Here is a 17,230-nt window from a genome sequence, read left to right as displayed (position 1 = left end):
CCCTTCAAAGCTTTTTGTGTGCCTTCGGCAAGGCCCTGCGGACTCGAGAATACCCTTCCCCCTTGGAGCGAATCGGGTGCGCAGCACCCGACAGCGGCTCTTTTACCGCGCTATGGATAGGCTTGGGAGAGTGGGTCAGATGTGCATTTTTCGAGGGTCCGCCTGACCGCAGCGTACCCCAGTACGTGAGGATCAGGCGGGCCCTCGGAAAATGTGCAGATGGCCCGCTATCGCAAGCCGCCCTACTCCATGGAAGGCAGAGTGAAGATGAAGGTGGAGCCTACGCCGACCTCGGACTCGACCCAGATACGGCCGCCGTAGTGCTCGATGATCTCGCGGCAGATGGTCAGGCCCAGGCCGGTGCCCTTGGGCTTGTTGACCATGGTGTCGTCGGTGTGGGTCTGGTGGAACTTCTCGAATATCTGGGACTGGTCCTCGGGGTGGATGCCGGTGCCGGTGTCCACCACCTCCACTCGCAACTGGCCGAAACGCGGGAAGGCGCGCAGGGTGACCGAGCCCTTCTCCGTGAACTTGGAGGCGTTGTTGAGCAGGTTGATGAGCACCTGCTGCATGCGGTCGCGGTCGGCGAGGATATGCGGCAGGCCGGGCTCTATCTCGGTGCGCAGCTCAAGCGAGGTCTGGGCGAACATGCCCGAGACCGAGCTGGCGGCCACCTCGATGACCTCGTTCATGCCCAGGACCTCGTCGCGCCAGCCCATGGAGCCGGACTCGATTTTGTTCAGGTCCAGCACGTCGTTGATCAGCCGGGTCAACCGCTCGCCCTCGTGGCTGATGATGGCCAGGTTCTCGCGGATGCGCTTGCCCTTGCGCGCGAGGCTGCTGTCCGGGTTGACCAGGGGCAGGAAGTTGCGCGTGAACTCCTTGTTCAGCAGCTTGGCGAAGCCGAGGATGGAGGTCAGGGGCGTGCGCAGCTCGTGGGAGACCGAGGAGAGGAAGGCGGACTTCATTTCGTCCAACTCGCGCAGCCGCTGGTTGGCCTCCTCGAGCTCGCGGGCCTTGTTGACCAGGTCCTCGGTGCGCTCGCGAACCAGCTGCTCCAGGTGGCGGTTCAGGTCGGCCAGGTCCTGCTCGGCCTTCTTGCGGTCGGTGATGTCCTCGAGGATGCCGTCCACGAACACGAAGTTGCCGTCCTCGTCGTGAATGGCCCGGGCGTTGAGCGAGCCCCAGATGGTCTTGCCGTCGCGGCGGTAGTACTCGGCCTCGAACCGCTTCACCTCGCCCTGGTCGCGGACCCGGTCGAAGAACCCCTGCATGTGGTCCGGATTGACCATGATCCGGGAGCTCAAGGAGCGGACGTTGGACAGGAATTCGTCCAGGGAGTCGTAGCCGAAGATGCGGGCCATGGCCGGGTTGGCCCGGCGCAGCACGCCGTCCGGGGTGGCCTGGAAGATGCCCTCGATGGCATTCTCGAAGATGGACCGGTACTTCTCCTCCGCTTCCTGGAGGGTCTTGTTCATGGTCTGGAGCTTGTTCTCGCGGCCCTCGATCTCGATGGACATGCTCCGGAACCGCTTCGCGATTTCCAGCAGCTCGGCGTGGTAGACCTCGCCGAAGTCGTAGGAGAAGTCGCCCTTGGCCACGCGGGCGATGCCGGACTGGAGGACCATGAGCGGCTTGTTCAGGAAGACGCGCAGGAGCAGGCCGGTGATGGCCAGGATGACGGAGATGGACACGACGATGATGATGATGGACACGAACATCTGCTCGTCGAGGCGTTTCTTCTCGCGCTCCAGGGTGAAGTCGATCTCGGCCCGGCCGATGGTGCGGCCCTCGAAAATGATGGGCCGGACCTTGCTGAAATCGGCGGGCGTGCCCGAGAACTTCTCGTGGGCGAAGACCACCTCGTTGCGCGAGCCGTAGATGCGGATGCCCTGAACCATGTCGTCGTGGGTGTAGACCGAGCCGATGAGGCGGGCGTTGTCGTAGTCCAGGTTCCAGATGGGCACGGCCAGGATCTCGGCCACCGAGGAGATGGTGTCCTCGCCCTTTTTCTCGGCCGTGTCCCACATCTCCTGGGACTGCTGCCAGTAGATGAAACCGCCGAGCGCCGTGGCGATGATCATGACAATGACCACCAGGCTGAGAGTCAGGTCCCGCGAGATGGACCTGCTGGTCAGGAGAGGCCGGTTTCTCTTGGGTTTGTCTGCTCGCATCTGTTTTCCGGAAAAAGGGGAATGAGGGGACAACTCCCGAATCGCGCATCCTCCTGAGAGGCTGTACACGACTCCCCGCAACCTGTCATCACAGTTATAATGGGTAACGGTCGCGCAGCCGGGCCACGGTGCCGTCCTCGATGAGCCGGTGCAGCGCCTTGCGCAGACGGGCGCGCTCGGCCTGCGGCAGCCGTTTGGAGACGTAGACGCGCATAAAATCCCGTTCGAGGATCAGCGGCTCGCCCAGGAAGCGGCGATGCAGGCCGAGCCGCCTGGCCGCCTCGGTCAGCCCGGTCAATGGGCCGATCACGGCGTCCACCCGCCCGACCATGAGCATCTTGAAGCCGAGTTCGTGGTTCTTGCACGGAAAGGGAATGTATTTCAGTTCACGGGCCCGGTCCCGCTCGTGGCGCGAGCCCCGGAGCACGGCCACGGTCTTGCCGGCCAGGTCCCGAACGCCGCGCAGGGGCGTCTCCACCCTGGCCCAAGCCACCATGGTCATGGCCTTGACCGGGCCGATGTCCTCGGCCAGGTCGGCTATCTCGCCCTCGGGCGGGGTGATCATCATGTCGGCCTTGCCCGAGACCATCTCCTCCACCCCCCTGGCCAGGGGCACGAGCCGGTTGCGCGGTTCGAACCCGGCCTTGATCGCCAGGGTGTTGCCGAGGTCGTAGCAGAACCCACTCGGGCGGCCCTCCTCCATGCGCCCGCACACGCCCAGCTCCATGGTCACGATGCGCAGCCCATCGCCCTGGGCGAAGGCCGGGGCCGGAAGGCACGACAGGAGCGACAGGAAAAGCAGCAACAGGACCGGTCGCAGAGGAGGATGGGGCGAACCATGGGGCATGCGATAATCTAAAACGCATCCCCCGAAAAAGCAACGCGCGCGGCGCGATCCGCGGGAGCCGTTCGGCTTGCCTTCTTCCCGGCCGTCCCGTATCTGTGCCGGATTCGACCATGCGCACGCCCACAACCACATGGCTCACGGCAGCCCTGCTCCTCACCGCCCTGTGCCTGGCGGCCCCGAACCGGGCCTTGGCCCATCCGCACGTTTACGTGGACGTGTCCCTGACCTTCCACCTGGACGACGCCGGGTTGTCGAGCGTGCACCAGAGGTGGCTCTTCGACGAGATATTCACCCGGGCGATCCTGGGCGACCTGGGGCTGGACGCGGCCGCCCTGGCTACGCCCGAGGGCCAGGCGACCATCCGCGACGGGGCGTTTTCGTACCTGTCCAACTACCACTACTTCACCCTGATCCAGACCGGCGGCAAGCGGCTGCCGGTCAAGGTCGAGCACTTCCGTGCAAGCCTGGACGGGAACCGCTTCGTCTACGACTTCGACGTGCCCCTCGCCCTGCCCGTGGACCGGCTGGGCGACTTCCGCATGGCCGTGTTCGACAGGGAATACTACACGGACATGATCTACGCCGAGAACGGCATCCGCTTCGACGTCAAGGGCGGGATCTCGGTCAGCCACGCCGTGCGGCCTGCCAAGGACCAGACCTACTGGCAGTACATCGTGCCCGACGCCGTGCACCTGGCCGTCACTGCCGCGCCCGGCGCGGCCCCGTCCGTGGCGGCCGACCTTGCGGGCACCGCCGACGGCCCCGGACCGCTCGCCCGGCTCATGAGTCTGGTGCGGTCCACCCAGAAGGAGCTGACCAAACGGCTCAACGGGTTCGGCACGCGGCTGAAGGACGACCCGTGGGGCGCTCCCCTGTGGATGTTCCTGGCCCTGTCCTTTGTCTACGGCGTGGTCCACGCCGTGGGGCCGGGGCACGGCAAGGCCGTGGTCTGCTCCTGGTTCCTGAGCCGCCCCGGGTCGCTTTTGCGCGGCGCGCTCATGGGCAACGCCATCACCTTCGTGCACATGGGCTCCGCCGCCCTGGCCGTGGGCGCGGCCTACCTGCTCTTCTCCTCGGGCATGGGCGGGTTCGCGGCCGCCAGCCGGGCCATCCAGCCCGCCGGATACGGGCTGCTCGCCCTGATGGGGCTGTTCCTGCTGGGCAAGAGCCTGCTCGATCTGCGCCGGGGCGGCCTGCTCACTGACCACGCCTGCGCCCACGCCGAGCCCGGGGGCGGCGACGTCCGCTCCATCCTGGCCGTGTCCTTCGTCACCGGGCTCATCCCCTGCCCGGGCGCGGCGGTCATCCTGGCCTTCGCCATCGGCCTGAACATCTTCTGGACCGGGGTGGCGGCCCTGCTGGTCATGGCCCTGGGCATGGGCCTGACCACCACCCTGTTCGCCTGGTTCGCGGTCTGCGCCCGCAAGACCGCCCTGACGCTGTCCGGCCGCAACCGCCGCCTGTTCGGCTACATCCACGCCGGGCTGTCCATCTGCGGCGCGGCCGCCATCGGCCTGTTCGGCGCCGCCCTGTTCATCGGCTCCCTGACCGCCTGATTCCGACCCTCCCGAGGTCCCCCCGACCACCGGCCCGCGCCCGGCAACGGCCGCCTTGGGCCGTACTTCCTGCTCACAAAAAACAATTGACAATATTTTTTACTTTTAGGTAAAAAGAACCCCACAACGCTTTCCAAAAAGAAAATACGGACTGACAAAAATGAAAAATGCATTGGATTCCCAAGACAAGCGGCTGGTGGCCGAGCTGACCCGTGACGGCCAGCTCTCCCCCGGCAAGATCGGCGGGGCCACGGGCGTGACCGCACCCACGGTCCGCTCGCGGCTCAAGAACCTGATGCAGGCGGGCGCGCTCAAGGTGGCCGGGCTGGTCAACCCCACGCGCGTCAAGGGACTGACCGTGGCCCTGGTGGGCATCAGCCTGATGAGCCACGAGCAGCTCGGCGAAAAACTGGACCAGATCGGGGCCCTGCCCCGGGTCAACTGGGCGGCCGTGGTCACCGGGCGCTACGACATCATCGTGGAGATCGTCTGCCAGGAAGGCATGGACGACCTCTACCAGTTCCTGGACCAGGATCTTTCCCAGGTGGGCGGCATCAACGCCTCCGAATCGTTCGTTGTCATGAAATCCCGGCGCAAGTGGCTGCTGTTGCCCGACGCCGTGATTGAAACCTTCACCAAATAACGTTCAGCCGCCGGAGAGGGCGGAGAGCTTTGCAAAGGAGCATCAGATGATTATCGGTATCCCGAAGGAAATCAAAACGTTGGAAAACCGTGTCGCCATGACCCCCGGCGCGGTGGAATCCCTGGTCCGTCAGGGCAACGAAGTGCTGGTCGAGGCCGGCGCGGGACTGGGCAGCGGTCTGACCGACGAAGAATACGTGGCCGCCGGCGCCAAGATGGTTTCCGCGGCACAAGCCTGGGGCGCGGAGATGGTCATCAAGGTCAAGGAGCCGCTGTCCAGCGAGTTCAAGTACCTGCGCAAGGGACTGCTCCTGTTCACCTACCTGCACCTGGCCGCCGCTCCCGAGCTGACCAAGGCCCTGCTCGACTCCGGCACCACCGGCGTGGCCTACGAGACCGTCAAGTCCGCCGACGGCACCCTGCCCCTGCTGACCCCCATGTCCGAGGTCGCCGGCCGCATGGCCACCCAGGTGGGCGCACACTACCTGGAGAAGACCCAGGGCGGCCGCGGCATCCTGCTGGGCGGCGTGCCCGGCGTGTACCCCGCCGAAGTGCTCGTGCTGGGCGGCGGCGTGGTCGGCACCAACGCGGCCCGCATCGCCATGGGCATGGGCGCGCGCGTGACCATCCTCGACCTTTCCCACCAGCGCCTGCAGTACCTGGACGAAGTCTTCCAGGGCCGCATCACCACCATGATGTCCACCGAGCCCAACATCCGCCAGATGGTCCAGCGCGCCGACCTGGTCATCGGCGCGGTCCTGCTGCCCGGCGCCAAGACCCCGAACCTGATCACCCGCGACATGCTGCCCCTGATGAAGGAAGGCTCGGTCATCGTCGACGTGGCCGTGGACCAGGGCGGTTGTATCGAGACCACCAAGGCCACCACCCACGACAACCCGACCTACGTCATCGACGGCGTGGTCCACTACGGCGTGGCCAACATGCCCGGCGCGGTGCCCCGCACCTCCACCTTCGCCCTGGTCAACCAGACCGCTCCGTACGCCCTGCGCCTGGCCGCCAAGGGCCTCGACGCCCTCAAGGACGACGCCGGACTGGCCCTGGGCCTGAACACCTGGGACGGCAAGCTGACCTGTCCGGCCGTGGGCGCCGCCCTGGACATCGAATCCATCACCCCGGATGAGGCGCTCGCCCAGATGTAGCCCCGACGGCATAATGCATACAAAAAGACCCCGGTCGCAGGACCGGGGTCTTTTTCATTTTCCGGGGCCGCGCATCAGCCCAGAGCCGCGCATCAGCCCAGGGGCGCGACCAGCCGCCGCGTGATTCCGACCACAAAGGGGCTGGCCAGGAACCAGGCCAGGCCCACGGCCACGAAGGCCTGGAGCCAGACCCTGGAGCCGAGCACGCCGTATGCGGCGGGCCACAGGCGGTAGGCCACGAGCACCAGGGTGTGCAGCAGGTAGACGTGCAGGGAGTGGCGGCCGATGCGGGTCAGCCAGCTCTCTTCCTCCGGCATGAGCGCAAGCTCGCCCAAGCCCAGGCCGAAGGCCACGGCCAGCTGGATCGCGCGGGCGACCAGCCCCACGACCAGACCGGGCCCGAGGGCCGCGTACGGCCCGTTGCCGTAGAGCATGGGCTGGAAATTGTACCCGGAAAGCCAGACGGCCAGCAGCAGTCCGGCCGCCACCAGCGCCCATCCGGCCCGGCGGCCGAACACGGCCGTGGGCGCGATGCCCCGCTCCCTGAGGCGGTGCCCGGCCAGGAAGAACGGCAGGAGCACCACGGTCCGCGACAGACTCAGGTCCAGGCCGATGAACGGTACGAAGCCGACGGCCAGGGCCAGGACGATGCTCGCGGGCAGGGCGAAGGGGATGCGCCGCACGTACGGCAGGATGGCCCGCCAGGCGAACAGGCTGAGCAGGTACCACAGCCCGTAGAGTCCCTGGAGAAAGGGGTACGGCGGCTCGCCCAAGAGCCGCAGGATGAGCGTATGCAGGGCGAAGAAGACCACGTACGGGGCCAGGAGCAGCCGCGCGTTGCGGACCAGCGCCACCCGCCCCGGCTCCACCCGCGACAGCCAGCCAGAGATCAGGGCGAACATAGGCATGTGAAAGAAATAGACATAGATATAAAAGGCGTCCGTCCCCCGATCGCCGCTCGGCACGGGCCAGACCAGATGCCCCAGGACCACCAGGATGACGAGCAGCCCCTTGGCGTTGTCGGTGCGGATGTCGCGGCCGGTCATGGCTTCCTTCTAACAGACTCGGCGCGGGCGGGGAAGCGGAGCCATGCCCTGCGCGGCGGTCGAGACGGCCGCGCTTGCATTCGGACCGCCCGGCGGGTAGGAATACGGACGGCTTTCACGCCGGTCATCCAACATCGATACTTTTATTACCACGTGGCACCATGTCCCCCTTTGAGCTCCTGCTGATCAAGCTCACCGTAACCCCGGTGATGATGCTCGCCGTATCGTTGGCGGCCAGGAAATGGGGCGGGTTTGTCGGAGGGATCATCTCCGGCCTCCCCCTGACTTCGGCCCCGATCATGTTTTTCCTGGCCATCGAGCAGGGGGCTCCCTTTGCCGAGCGGGCCGCCTCGTCCGCGCTTTCCGGGCTGACGGCCGTATTGCTGACCTACTGCTTCTACCTCCACGTCACCAGAACCGTCTCCGTGCTCATGAGCTGCCTGGCCTCGCTGGCCTTTTTCGCCGTTTGCTCCCTGCTGACGTTCCAGGCCCCCTTTGCAAACTGGGCCATCCCGGCGGACCTGCTGTTGATCGGGGCGATCATCCGCAGCACAGGAGCCACCGGCGACAAACCGGCCCCGTCCCCCAAGACCCCTTCGTGGAGCATTCCCCTTCGAATGGTCGCGTCCACCGCATTGCTGCTCATGGTCACCGCCCTGGCGCATCTGATCGGCCCGCACTGGAGCGGCCTGCTCTCCCCCATCCCCGTGGTCGCCTGGCCGTTGACCGTTTTCCTGCACAAACTGAACGGCAGGACGGAAATGGTCGCGGCCGTGCGCGGCAACGCCATCAGCGCCCTCGGGATCATCCTGTTCTACGTGGTGGTCGGCAACTTCATGGTCCGGCTGGGGGTATTCGCCGCCTTCTCCCTCGCCCTGCTCGCCGCCGTGACCGCCACCCTCGCCCTGATCATGGCGCTCAAGGCCGCCCGCCTGCGGACGTCCGCGTCGCACTGACGCCCGGCGGCGCGGCGGGCACGGGAGAGACCGGGAACGCAACGGCACGGCCGATCGCGTCCGGCTAAAGCGGCGTACGGAACGCCCCGCCCTGTTCTCGCAGAACCGAAACTACTGGACCAGCAGCTTCTGGCCGGGGTGGATCGTGGCCCGCCTGCCGAGATTGTTCAGCTTGCACAGCTGGAACAGGCTCATGTCGTGCTCCCGGGCGATCTCGGTCAGGGAATCCCCGCGCTTGACCACATAGGTCTCGGGCCTGAGGGTCTCGCGGTACTTGGCCATGAGCGGGTGGTAGCGCTCGGCGAAGTCCTCGGCCGCGCCCTCGGGCAGGAACAGGACGTGCTGGCCGGGCGGGATGATCTCGCCCAGCAGCTGCGGGTTGAGGTCGCGGATGTCCTTGTAGTAGGTGCCTGCCGCCTTGGCCACCAGGGTCAGTGGCGTGGGATACTTGGCCCGCAGCTTGACCCGGTCGAACTTGCGCGGCTTGTAATAGTCCTCGGGGTGCAGATCGAAGCCATAGCGCGCAGGGTCGGTCAGGATGAGCTTGGCCGCGATGGCCCGGAGCACGTAGCGCTGGGTCTCCTCGGGCAGGTGCAGGTGGTAGTAGTCCTTGACCTCCTGCATGTCGATCTGCCTCTCCAGCCCCTGCTCGCCCATGTTGTAGGCCGCGCAGGCCAGGGTCCAGGCGCCGAACCGCTCGTGCAGGTCATTCAAATAGGACGCGGCCGCGCCCGTGGCGAAATAGAAATTGCGCCGCTCGTCCACGAAGCGGTCCACGGTCAGGTCGTAGTTGCAGGCCGTGGAGGCGATGAACTGCCAGATCCCCCACGCCCCCTGGCTGGACCCGGCCCTGGGCTTGAGCGCGGACTCGATGACCGCGATGTACTTGAGATCGTCGGGCATGCCGCGTCCGCGCAGCACGGTCTGGATGTGCGGGAAGTAACGGCCCGTGCGCTTGAGCCAGAGGATGACCTGGGCGCGGTCCCAGAGCATGAGCAGGAGTTCCTTTTCCAGCCGCTCGCGCACCTCGGGCAGGTGCAGGGGCACGAACTCGCCGCAGAAATAGAGCGGCCCCTTGATGCGGATGGCGGATTCGAGCGACGGGAAGGCGGCTGCCCGCATGGGCGCGAGCATCTCGAGGTCCCCGGCCCGGGCCGGGGGGGACAGGGTCGCGAGCAGCGCGAAGCAGAAGAGGATCAGTCCCGCCGCAAGCGGGAGAGCGGGGTGCCGCCTGGGCATGTATGCTCCCGTCGGGGCCGGGCAGGGGAAGCCCCCTGCCCGAGGCCGATTACAGTTTCGATTTCAGCACGATATCCGTGATGGGGCCGCGCGAACGGTCGCCCTTGAGGACCATGTGCGCATAGTTCTTGTACCCCTTGAGCTTGCGGACTGTCCAGTTCAGTCCGTTGTTGGACTCGTTGAGGTACGGGTTGTCCACCTGCCGGGTGTCGCCCAGGCAGATGCACTTGACGCCCTCGCCCATGCGGGTCAGCAGGGCGCGGGTCTCGCCGCGCGACAGGTTCTGCATCTCGTCCACGATGACCACCGCGTTCTCGATGTTCATGCCGCGCAGGAAGGCCACGGGCTGAACCTCGAACTTCTTGGGGTTGAACTTGAACGAGTCGCCCGTCGGGTCCATGAATATGCGGTTGGCGGGCCGGATGTCGTGGAGCTTGATGAGCAGGTCCTGGACGTACTTGATGTACGGCAGCATCTTCTCCTCGATGTCGCCGGGCAGGTAGCCCATCTTGGCCCCGATCTCGACCACCGGCTTGACCAGATATATCTTGCGGTAGGGGTTGTCCTTGCGTTCCAGCATCAGATACAGGGCGGCGGCGAGCGACAGGAAGGTCTTGCCGTAGCCCGCCTCGGACTGGATGGAGACCAGGTCGATGCCGTCGCACAGCATCAGCTCGAGCGCCAGGTTCTGGTACACGCTGCGCGGCTTCACCCCCCATATCTCGTGGGTGTAGCTGACCTCCTTGGGCCCTTCGGGGCCGTAGAAGATCGGGGTGCCGTTCTCCCAGCGGAAACAGTTGCGCACGGGTTCCTCGCCCTCCTCCACGAACCCGGTGTAGCGCTGGGACTCGGACCGGAACGGGTCGGAGTCGCGGTATTCCTCGCTCGGGATGCCGTAGCACTTGGCCTTGATCTGGAGGATGCGGTCGTTGGTGATCAGCGTCGCCTCTTCCGGCCCCACGTGGAGGATCTCCTTGAGGATGCGGTCGTCCATCACGGGGTCCGTGAGGGTCTCTGCAAAGTCCGGGGGGAAGATGTTGACGGCTTCGTCTTCGAGGATGGCCCGCACCGCCTGGGAGACGATGTGGCCGATGCGCGGGTCTTTCTTCAGTCCGTCCAGTTCGCCCAGGACGGTGTAGGGAATGTAGATCTGGTTTTCCACCCCGTTGCGTAGGGCGATGATGCATTTGGGGTTTTCAATAAGGACGTTGGTGTCGAGGACAAAATGCTTCTGGGCCATAATCCCCCGTCCGAGGTTGATGTTGATTCCAGGGTTTTTCACGACCAGGCACCCGTGCCGGGAATCAGCGAATCAATTTCATTGCAAGCCTCCGCTTAGGTTCAACCGTTATACAAACCATGACCAGTTTTCACGAGAAAGTCTAGACGCAAGATGCCCGACAAGGCGGGGTTCCGTCATGGCGAACCGGTGACGATCCGAGGCGGACGGACGGCCTGCGTCGCGGCCCTCGGCTCCCGGGTGGGCGTGTACCGAAAACCGCCTGAAACCCTTGGGGAATGGGCTGTGCCCCACTTCGGCAAGGTGAAATCCGTCGCGTTTATCCGCCTGGAATCAATAGATAACATTAATACGTAAAATGTGCTCTATTACCCTAAGAATTCACGCCCCGCGTCCGATAAGAGAAGCAACCAAGCCCTCCCGGCCCTGTCCGGGAGGCGGGAAACGCATCCGCCTGGTTGCGGGAGGACGCGGTCGCAAGGATGCGGTCGGGGCTGTCGCAGCGGATGAGGGGAGACCTTGGGGAAGGGCGCCTGACGCCCTTCCCGCAGACTTCAATAACCCAGGGAGGGGTTAATGAAGGGTTACGACGACCGCCGCGGACCGTCCGCGGCCCATATGGAGACCGAGCGCGTGCTCGACGCCTTCGACGAAGTGGACACCGGCCGCCACCGGGACACCGCCGAGGAGCGTGCGGTCAAGATCGCCAGGCTTAAGGCCGCGGTGAACTCCGGCCGCTACGAGCCCGACGTCATGGACATCGCCAGGCTGCTGACCTCGGCCATGGACCCGACGCTGTAGGCGAAAACGCATCGGCACGCGGGGCCGGGGCGGGATTTGTCCCGCCCCGGCCCCGCCGTTTTTTCAAGGGGCACCCTCCCCTTTGCCCCCCGAAACGCCTTTCATTTTTTGCCGAGACTCCGGAGAGTTGACCGGTCCGGGATAATCTGATGAGTTGTCCAGGCTCACCAAGAACCGCACAACGCCCCGGAGGAACGCCCATGGGCTCCGCACCCCGTATGGATTGGAACAAGCTGCTCGACGCCACGCGCACGGACTGGAACAGCAGGCAAAAGGACTTGCGCAGCCCCTTCCAGCGGGACGTGGACCGCATCATCTTCAGCGACGCCTTTCGCCGCCTGTCGCGCAAGACCCAGGTCCACCCCCTGAACGAGAACGACCACATCCACTCCCGGCTGACGCACAGCCTGGAAGTGGCCACCGTGGGCAAGAGCCTCGGCGAGTTGGTCGGCGGCTTCCTGCAGGAGAACGGCGAGCTGCCCGAGGGCATCACCCCGGTCCACATCGGCGAGATCGTCCAGGCCGCCTGCCTGGCCCACGACATCGGCAACCCGCCCTTCGGCCACAGCGGCGAGGCGGCCATCAAGGAATGGTTCAAATCCCGCTCCAATCTCGCCGCGTTCCTCAGCCCGGAACTGCTGACCGACTTCACCAAGTTCGACGGCAACGCCATGGCGGTGCGGACCATGCTCAGCACCGGGTTCTACAAGGAGGGCATGAACCCCACCTACGCCGTGGTCGGCGCCCTGCTCAAGTACCCCTGGCCGTCCACCTTCGACGCGGGCAAGGACAAGTTCAGCATCTTCCGGACCGAGGCGGACGCCGTCCGGAGCGTGGCCAGTGCCCTGGGCCTGATCGACAAGGGCGGCCGTTACGCCCGCCACCCGCTGGCCTTCCTCATGGAGGCGGCGGACGACATCTGCTACCGGATCATCGACATGGAGGACGCCACCGAACTCGGCATCCTGTCCGGGGAATTCATGTACGAACAGTTTGCCCGCCCGCTCGGCCTGGACGCCACGCCCGAGCGGACGGAGCGATACCGGAAACGTCACTTCCGGCAGCGCAACAGCATCATCCGGGCAACCCTCATCGGCCTCGCCACCGAGGACGCGGTCGGCATCTTCAAGGCCCACTACGACGCGGTCATGGACGGCTCCCTGGACCACTCGGCCAGCCTGATGGACATGTCGGACGGCATCTGCCGGACCATCCACGACGCGTACAAGGGGATCGAGGACCGGCTGTTCCTCTCCCGCCGCAAGGCCGTCCTGGAGCTGGGCGCTCAGAACGCCCTCGACCTGCTCCTGGACCGGACCATGGTCGACGTTGACGAATCGAAGCGGCCGCCCCGGGTGTCCGTCAACCCCAAGGTCAGGGCCCTGCTCGGCGCGGAGCTCTTCGAGGACATCCCGGAGGATGAGCTCCACGACTACCGGCTGGTCATGGCCATCGTGGACTACATCTCCGGCATGACCGACCACTACGCCACGGACCTGTGCCGTAAGTTCCTGGGACTGGGATACTGAGCGCCGGACGAGGAAACGGCCGGCCCGGAACGATTCCGGAACCGGCCGCTTCGCGTGAGGAGGTGCAATGCCCACCCCTTCCCTCGGCCCGACATGGACGGGACATTCGCACTTGTCCACTCCATAGCACGCCAGCGTTTTTTCTGCCGTTATAATCTGCGGCCAGGCGGTTGCTCCGGGCGCGACGGCATAAAAAAACGGATTCGGGAAATCCCGAATCCGTTTTTTTTCGATATGTTGCGCCGGAGCTACTTTTCGGAAGCCACGTACCAGCCGCTCGACTTGGTCAGCAGGTCCTGGACCCGGCCCACCAGGGCGTGGGGGTCGGTCAGGTAGCCTTCGAGCAGCAGGGCGGACTCGTAGAGCTGGTTGGCGGCCTGGTCGATGAACGGGTCGTTCTCGTCCTTCTCCAGGATGGCCAGCATGTTGCGGATGAGGGTATGGTCCGGGTTGATCTCCAGGATCTTCTTGGGGATGGAGGTGTCCTTGCTCATGACGCGCATGATCTTGTCCATGGACGAGGTCACGTTGCCGTCCGGGTTGGCCAGGCAGACCGGGGACTCGGACAGCCGGGTGGAGGCCTTGACCTCGGTCACGGCGTCGCCGAGCGCGTCCTTCATGCGCTTGAGCAGCTTGTCCAGCTCGCCCTTCTGCGTCTCGTTCAGCGGTTCGGGCTTGTCCTCCTTCTCCATGGACTCGAACTTGTCGAGCTTGGCCATGTCCGCGTGCTCGGCCGAGACCAGGGTGAAGCCGTCATGCTCGCGCAGGGCGTCCATGACGAACTCGTCGATGGGCTCATACAGGTACAGGACCTCGACGTGCTTGCGCCGGAAGACCTCCAGGTGCGGGGACAGAGAGAGCGCCTCGCGGCTCGGGCCGTAGGCATAATAGATCTCCTTCTGGTCCTCCTTGGCGCGGGCGATATAGTCGGCGAAGGAGGTCAGCCCCTTGTCGTCGTCGAGCGCCGAGGAATTGAAGCGGACCAGCCCGGCGAACTTGTCCTTGTTCAGGAAGTCCATGTAGCCCGCCTTGAGCAGCTCGCCGTGGGCGCGCCAGAACTCGTTGTAGCGGTCCGCGTCGTCCTTGGCCATCTTGCCCAGATGGTCGAGCACCTGCTTGACCAGGGTGGAGCTGATCTTGCGCATGAGCAGGTTGTCCTGCAGGGTCTCGCGCGAGATGTTCAGGGGCAGGTCCTCGGTATCCACGACGCCCTTGATGAAGCCCAGGTACTCGGGAAGCAGGTCCTTGTTCTGCTTCTCGATGAGCACGCGGCGGACGTACAGGTCCAGTCCGCGGTTGTCGCGGCCCAGGCCGAACGGGTCGTCGCCGTGCCTGGGGATGAACATGAGCGCGTTGAACTGCACGGGCGCGTCCACCGAGGTGTGCAGGGTGTCGAAGGGATCGTCCGGGTCGAAGGTCAGGAACTTGTAGAACTCGGCGTACTGCTCCGGCTTGATCTGGAACTTGGGCTCGCGCCACAGGGCCTGGATGGTGTTGACCCGCTCGCCGCCCACGTAGATGGGGAAATTGATGAAGTTGGAGTGGGTCTTGACCACATGCTTGAGGTGCGCCTCGTTGGTGAACTGCGAGGCCAGGTCCTCCTTCAGGCTGACCGTGATCTCGGTGCCGTGGGGACGGTCCTCGTCCAGGTCCTGGAGCTTGTAGTCGGTGCGGCCGTCCGAGGTCCAGGCGATGGGCTTGGCGTCGGCGTCCATGGATTTGGTGGTCACGGTGACCTCGTCGGCGACCATGTACACGGAATAGAAGCCCACGCCGAACCGGCCGATGAGCGAATCCAGCGACTCCTTGCCCTCTTCGGCCAGCTTGGCCAGCTCGGCCGTGCCCGAGTGGGCGATGGTGCCGATGTTGCGCATCAACTCGTCGCGGGTCATGCCTACGCCGGTGTCGGTGATGGTCAGGGTCTTGGCGTCGGCATCAACGGTGATGCGGATTTCCGGGGCCAGTTCGTCGGTCTCGCCCCCGGCCTGGGTCTTGAAGCGGGCCTTCTCCAGGGCGTCGGACGCGTTGGAAATCAGCTCGCGAAGAAAGATGTCCTTGTTGGTGTACAGCGAGTGCACAAGGATATCGAGGAGTTGGCTGACCTCAGCCTTGAATTTGTGGGTGGTTTTCTTGCCCATGAAAAGATACCTCCGTACGGGATGAGATGCGCGCCCGCCGGATGCGCGGCTATCGCGCACCCGGCGGGACTTTTTCATAGAGAGAGTATGTTCGGGAATGGCGTCCCGGGAACAGGAACTAAGTAGATACGGATTTTATCTTGTCAAGCAGGTATTTTTCCATTTCGCGCCGATCCTTGCGCAACCGGACCATCTCCGACTCCATGATCGCGAGCTTTTCCCGGAGCTCCCGGTTCTCGGCCTTGAGCGCCGCGGTCTCCTGCATGGCTGCGGAGATGCGCAGGGCGGTCTCCTCCAGCCCCTCGCGGATGTCGGCCACGTCGGGCATGCCCCCGCTCTCGGCGGCCAGCACCGAGCGGATGCCCTCGCCCACGGACTTGGCGATCTCCATGCCGATGGCCGCGGCCATGGTCATGACCTGGTCCATGGACCCGGCGGCCTGAAGATTCGGCTGCCCGCCTCCCGATGTCGCGGGCACGGCGTCGGCCTGGAGCGGATAGTCCTGGGAGAGCCGGTCCATGACGTCGCGGGCCGTATGGCCCTCCTTGAGCAGCCGGGAAATGGTCGAAAAGATCTCCACCGCCTCGGGCTTGAATCGCTTCTGGCGGCCGCGCCCCACGCTCGGCAGATGCTGGGCGAACCGGTTCTTCCAGTAATGCACCGTGGATTCCGGCAGGTCGAGCTCGCGGGCGATCTCGGCCACGGAAAGGACTTTCTTGCCGCTCATGTCACACTCCCTTGGCTTGCTTGCGGTCCTTGTTGTTTTTCATTGGAGTACCGGAAATACCGCTTTTAAACAAGAAAAAACAGACTCCATCATACTCATTTCACATAGTTTTTCTAAACAACAACAAACCGCAAGCCGTTGCGGTTGAAATTCTTGATTTTTTCTAGACTTTTCGTAGACAACACGACCCCCCGGCGCGGGTTTGCACTCGGGCGCGGAACGCCTTATGGTCGCCGGGTCTCTGCAACGAGCCCCAAAGGACACCACCATGAAATCGCCGCTCGCCTCCAAGACCCTCTACACCGCCGTCCGGGTGGTCCTCGGCCTGCTCTTCGTCTACGCCGGAACGCTCAAGCTCATGCACCCCGAGGGGTTCGCCGTGACCATCAACATCTACGGCCTGGTCTCCTGGAAGATGGCGGGCTTTTTGTCCTACGCCATCCCCTGCGTGGAAATCCTGTCCGGGCTCTGCCTCGCCCTGGACGTGCGCGGCGCGTTGCTGATCATTGTCGCACAGTTGTTGGGGTTCATGGTTGTCCTGCTCTACGCCCTGTACCTCGGCCTGGACGCCGACTGCGGCTGCTTCGGCACCCCCAAGAACACCGACAACGCCCCCACCGGCCCCCTGGCCGCCTTTATCCGCGACGCCGTCATGCTCGCGGGCTGCGCGCTGCTCTACCTCCAACGCCGCACAGCTTGTTTCAGGCCGTGGTCGTTGGGACGGTTGTTCGGGGAAAAGAAGTAAGGATACCGCCTTCGGCGGATTGGTCGGGTGATTTCGCCTCCGGCGGGCAAGGGTTCGCACCCTTGCATCCCTCTTTTGCGCCTGCGGCGCGGATGGGCCCGGATGGCAGGGGCAGCTGTGCGCAAAGTTTGGGCGAGCGCGAACACTTCGGGACGGCACCCACGCCGCCAGGGAGGACGAGGTCCAAAACAACCCGAGAAGACGGCGTGTTGGAACAATCAAACTCCCCGCGCACCCCACTCGCGAAGCGACCCAAAAAGTTTAGGAAGGAAGAGGGGATGGGGGTCCGGGGGAAGGGGAGAGGGGGGTACAGCCCGGGTACATAGGTAACACATTAGCCCGGGAACATGGGTAACACTTTGGGCATGAGAGCCTGGAGGTGCCCATGCCCTGGAATGAGGTCAAACCTATGGATCAGCGATGGTTGTTC

The 17,230-nt window shown here is 64.8% G+C and carries 14 protein-coding genes; 7 read left to right on the top strand and 7 right to left on the bottom strand.

Annotated features, from left to right (window positions below; translation table 11 throughout):
- Nucleotides 1-242: 242 nt before the first annotated feature.
- Nucleotides 243-2,174: a sensor histidine kinase gene (locus AB6M95_RS05000; protein WP_371385640.1), complete on the bottom strand. Its 1,932-nt coding sequence runs from the start codon at nucleotides 2,172-2,174 to the stop codon at nucleotides 243-245.
- Between the two features lie 94 nt (nucleotides 2,175-2,268).
- Complete coding sequence (locus tag AB6M95_RS04995; protein WP_371385639.1) at nucleotides 2,269-2,979, bottom strand: substrate-binding periplasmic protein; 711 nt, start codon at nucleotides 2,977-2,979, stop codon at nucleotides 2,269-2,271.
- 152 nt (nucleotides 2,980-3,131) lie between these two features.
- On the opposite strand from AB6M95_RS04995, the gene AB6M95_RS04990 reads away from it, so the two are divergent.
- From AB6M95_RS04990 to ald, 3 genes are all read left to right on the top strand, one after another.
- Nucleotides 3,132-4,577: a HoxN/HupN/NixA family nickel/cobalt transporter gene (locus tag AB6M95_RS04990; protein WP_371385638.1), complete on the top strand. Its 1,446-nt coding sequence runs from the start codon at nucleotides 3,132-3,134 to the stop codon at nucleotides 4,575-4,577.
- Between the two features lie 160 nt (nucleotides 4,578-4,737).
- Nucleotides 4,738-5,220 (top strand): Lrp/AsnC family transcriptional regulator, encoded by a 483-nt coding sequence (locus tag AB6M95_RS04985; protein WP_371385637.1) that lies wholly within the window; start codon nucleotides 4,738-4,740, stop codon nucleotides 5,218-5,220.
- A gap of 46 nt (nucleotides 5,221-5,266) precedes the next feature.
- A complete protein-coding gene (ald, locus tag AB6M95_RS04980) occupies nucleotides 5,267-6,379 on the top strand; it encodes an alanine dehydrogenase (RefSeq protein WP_371385636.1) in 1,113 nt (370 codons plus the stop codon).
- Between the two features lie 92 nt (nucleotides 6,380-6,471).
- Here the strand turns inward: ald and AB6M95_RS04975 are convergent, their stop codons facing one another.
- Entirely contained in the window at nucleotides 6,472-7,425 is a 954-nt protein-coding gene (locus AB6M95_RS04975; RefSeq protein ID WP_371385635.1) for an acyltransferase family protein, read from the bottom strand.
- Between the two features lie 161 nt (nucleotides 7,426-7,586).
- On the opposite strand from AB6M95_RS04975, the gene AB6M95_RS04970 reads away from it, so the two are divergent.
- A complete protein-coding gene (locus AB6M95_RS04970; RefSeq protein ID WP_371385634.1) occupies nucleotides 7,587-8,381 on the top strand; it encodes a hypothetical protein in 795 nt (264 codons plus the stop codon).
- Between the two features lie 111 nt (nucleotides 8,382-8,492).
- Here the strand turns inward: AB6M95_RS04970 and AB6M95_RS04965 are convergent, their stop codons facing one another.
- Nucleotides 8,493-9,620, bottom strand: coding sequence for a lytic transglycosylase domain-containing protein (locus tag AB6M95_RS04965; protein WP_371385633.1), 1,128 nt, complete (start codon nucleotides 9,618-9,620; stop codon nucleotides 8,493-8,495).
- Between the two features lie 49 nt (nucleotides 9,621-9,669).
- On the bottom strand, nucleotides 9,670-10,860 hold the full coding sequence (locus tag AB6M95_RS04960; RefSeq protein ID WP_371385632.1) for a PhoH family protein: 1,191 nt from the start codon (nucleotides 10,858-10,860) through the stop codon (nucleotides 9,670-9,672).
- Between the two features lie 576 nt (nucleotides 10,861-11,436).
- On the opposite strand from AB6M95_RS04960, the gene AB6M95_RS04955 reads away from it, so the two are divergent.
- A complete protein-coding gene (locus AB6M95_RS04955) occupies nucleotides 11,437-11,661 on the top strand; it encodes a flagellar biosynthesis anti-sigma factor FlgM (RefSeq protein WP_371385631.1) in 225 nt (74 codons plus the stop codon).
- A 200-nt stretch (nucleotides 11,662-11,861) separates the two neighbouring features.
- Nucleotides 11,862-13,190: a dGTP triphosphohydrolase gene (gene dgt / locus AB6M95_RS04950; RefSeq protein ID WP_371385630.1), complete on the top strand. Its 1,329-nt coding sequence runs from the start codon at nucleotides 11,862-11,864 to the stop codon at nucleotides 13,188-13,190.
- 248 nt (nucleotides 13,191-13,438) lie between these two features.
- Here the strand turns inward: dgt and htpG are convergent, their stop codons facing one another.
- On the bottom strand, nucleotides 13,439-15,328 hold the full coding sequence (gene htpG, locus AB6M95_RS04945) for a molecular chaperone HtpG (protein WP_371385629.1): 1,890 nt from the start codon (nucleotides 15,326-15,328) through the stop codon (nucleotides 13,439-13,441).
- Between the two features lie 118 nt (nucleotides 15,329-15,446).
- Nucleotides 15,447-16,055, bottom strand: a complete 609-nt coding sequence (locus tag AB6M95_RS04940) for a MerR family transcriptional regulator (RefSeq protein WP_371385628.1) — start codon at nucleotides 16,053-16,055, stop codon at nucleotides 15,447-15,449.
- 268 nt (nucleotides 16,056-16,323) lie between these two features.
- Between AB6M95_RS04940 and AB6M95_RS04935 the strand changes: the two genes are divergently transcribed.
- The gene (locus AB6M95_RS04935; RefSeq protein ID WP_371385627.1) at nucleotides 16,324-16,800 is read left to right on the top strand and encodes a DoxX family protein; all 477 of its coding nucleotides are present in this window, start codon (nucleotides 16,324-16,326) and stop codon (nucleotides 16,798-16,800) included.
- Nucleotides 16,801-17,230: the final 430 nt, after the last annotated feature.

It is taken from the genome of Pseudodesulfovibrio karagichevae (assembly GCF_041414475.1).
Lineage (GTDB): Bacteria > Desulfobacterota > Desulfovibrionia > Desulfovibrionales > Desulfovibrionaceae > Pseudodesulfovibrio > Pseudodesulfovibrio karagichevae.
The sequence above is the reverse complement of the archived record's forward strand: the minus strand, read 5'-3'. Positions and strand labels throughout refer to the sequence as shown.

Bases quoted from the DNA above. Each gene is read 5' to 3' on its own strand.
- AB6M95_RS04935 (WP_371385627.1), top strand. From the start codon at position 16,324: ATGAAATCGCCGCTCGCCTCCAAGACCCTCTACACCGCCGTCCGGGTG.
- AB6M95_RS04990 (WP_371385638.1), top strand. From the start codon at position 3,132: ATGCGCACGCCCACAACCACATGGCTCACGGCAGCCCTGCTCCTCACC.
- AB6M95_RS04970 (WP_371385634.1), top strand. From the start codon at position 7,587: ATGTCCCCCTTTGAGCTCCTGCTGATCAAGCTCACCGTAACCCCGGTG.
- AB6M95_RS04975 (WP_371385635.1), bottom strand. From the start codon at position 7,425: ATGACCGGCCGCGACATCCGCACCGACAACGCCAAGGGGCTGCTCGTC.
- htpG (WP_371385629.1), bottom strand. From the start codon at position 15,328: ATGGGCAAGAAAACCACCCACAAATTCAAGGCTGAGGTCAGCCAACTC.
- ald (WP_371385636.1), top strand. From the start codon at position 5,267: ATGATTATCGGTATCCCGAAGGAAATCAAAACGTTGGAAAACCGTGTC.
- AB6M95_RS04955 (WP_371385631.1), top strand. From the start codon at position 11,437: ATGAAGGGTTACGACGACCGCCGCGGACCGTCCGCGGCCCATATGGAG.
- AB6M95_RS05000 (WP_371385640.1), bottom strand. From the start codon at position 2,174: ATGCGAGCAGACAAACCCAAGAGAAACCGGCCTCTCCTGACCAGCAGG.
- AB6M95_RS04940 (WP_371385628.1), bottom strand. From the start codon at position 16,055: ATGAGCGGCAAGAAAGTCCTTTCCGTGGCCGAGATCGCCCGCGAGCTC.
- AB6M95_RS04965 (WP_371385633.1), bottom strand. From the start codon at position 9,620: ATGCCCAGGCGGCACCCCGCTCTCCCGCTTGCGGCGGGACTGATCCTC.
- AB6M95_RS04960 (WP_371385632.1), bottom strand. From the start codon at position 10,860: ATGGCCCAGAAGCATTTTGTCCTCGACACCAACGTCCTTATTGAAAAC.
- AB6M95_RS04985 (WP_371385637.1), top strand. From the start codon at position 4,738: ATGAAAAATGCATTGGATTCCCAAGACAAGCGGCTGGTGGCCGAGCTG.
- dgt (WP_371385630.1), top strand. From the start codon at position 11,862: ATGGGCTCCGCACCCCGTATGGATTGGAACAAGCTGCTCGACGCCACG.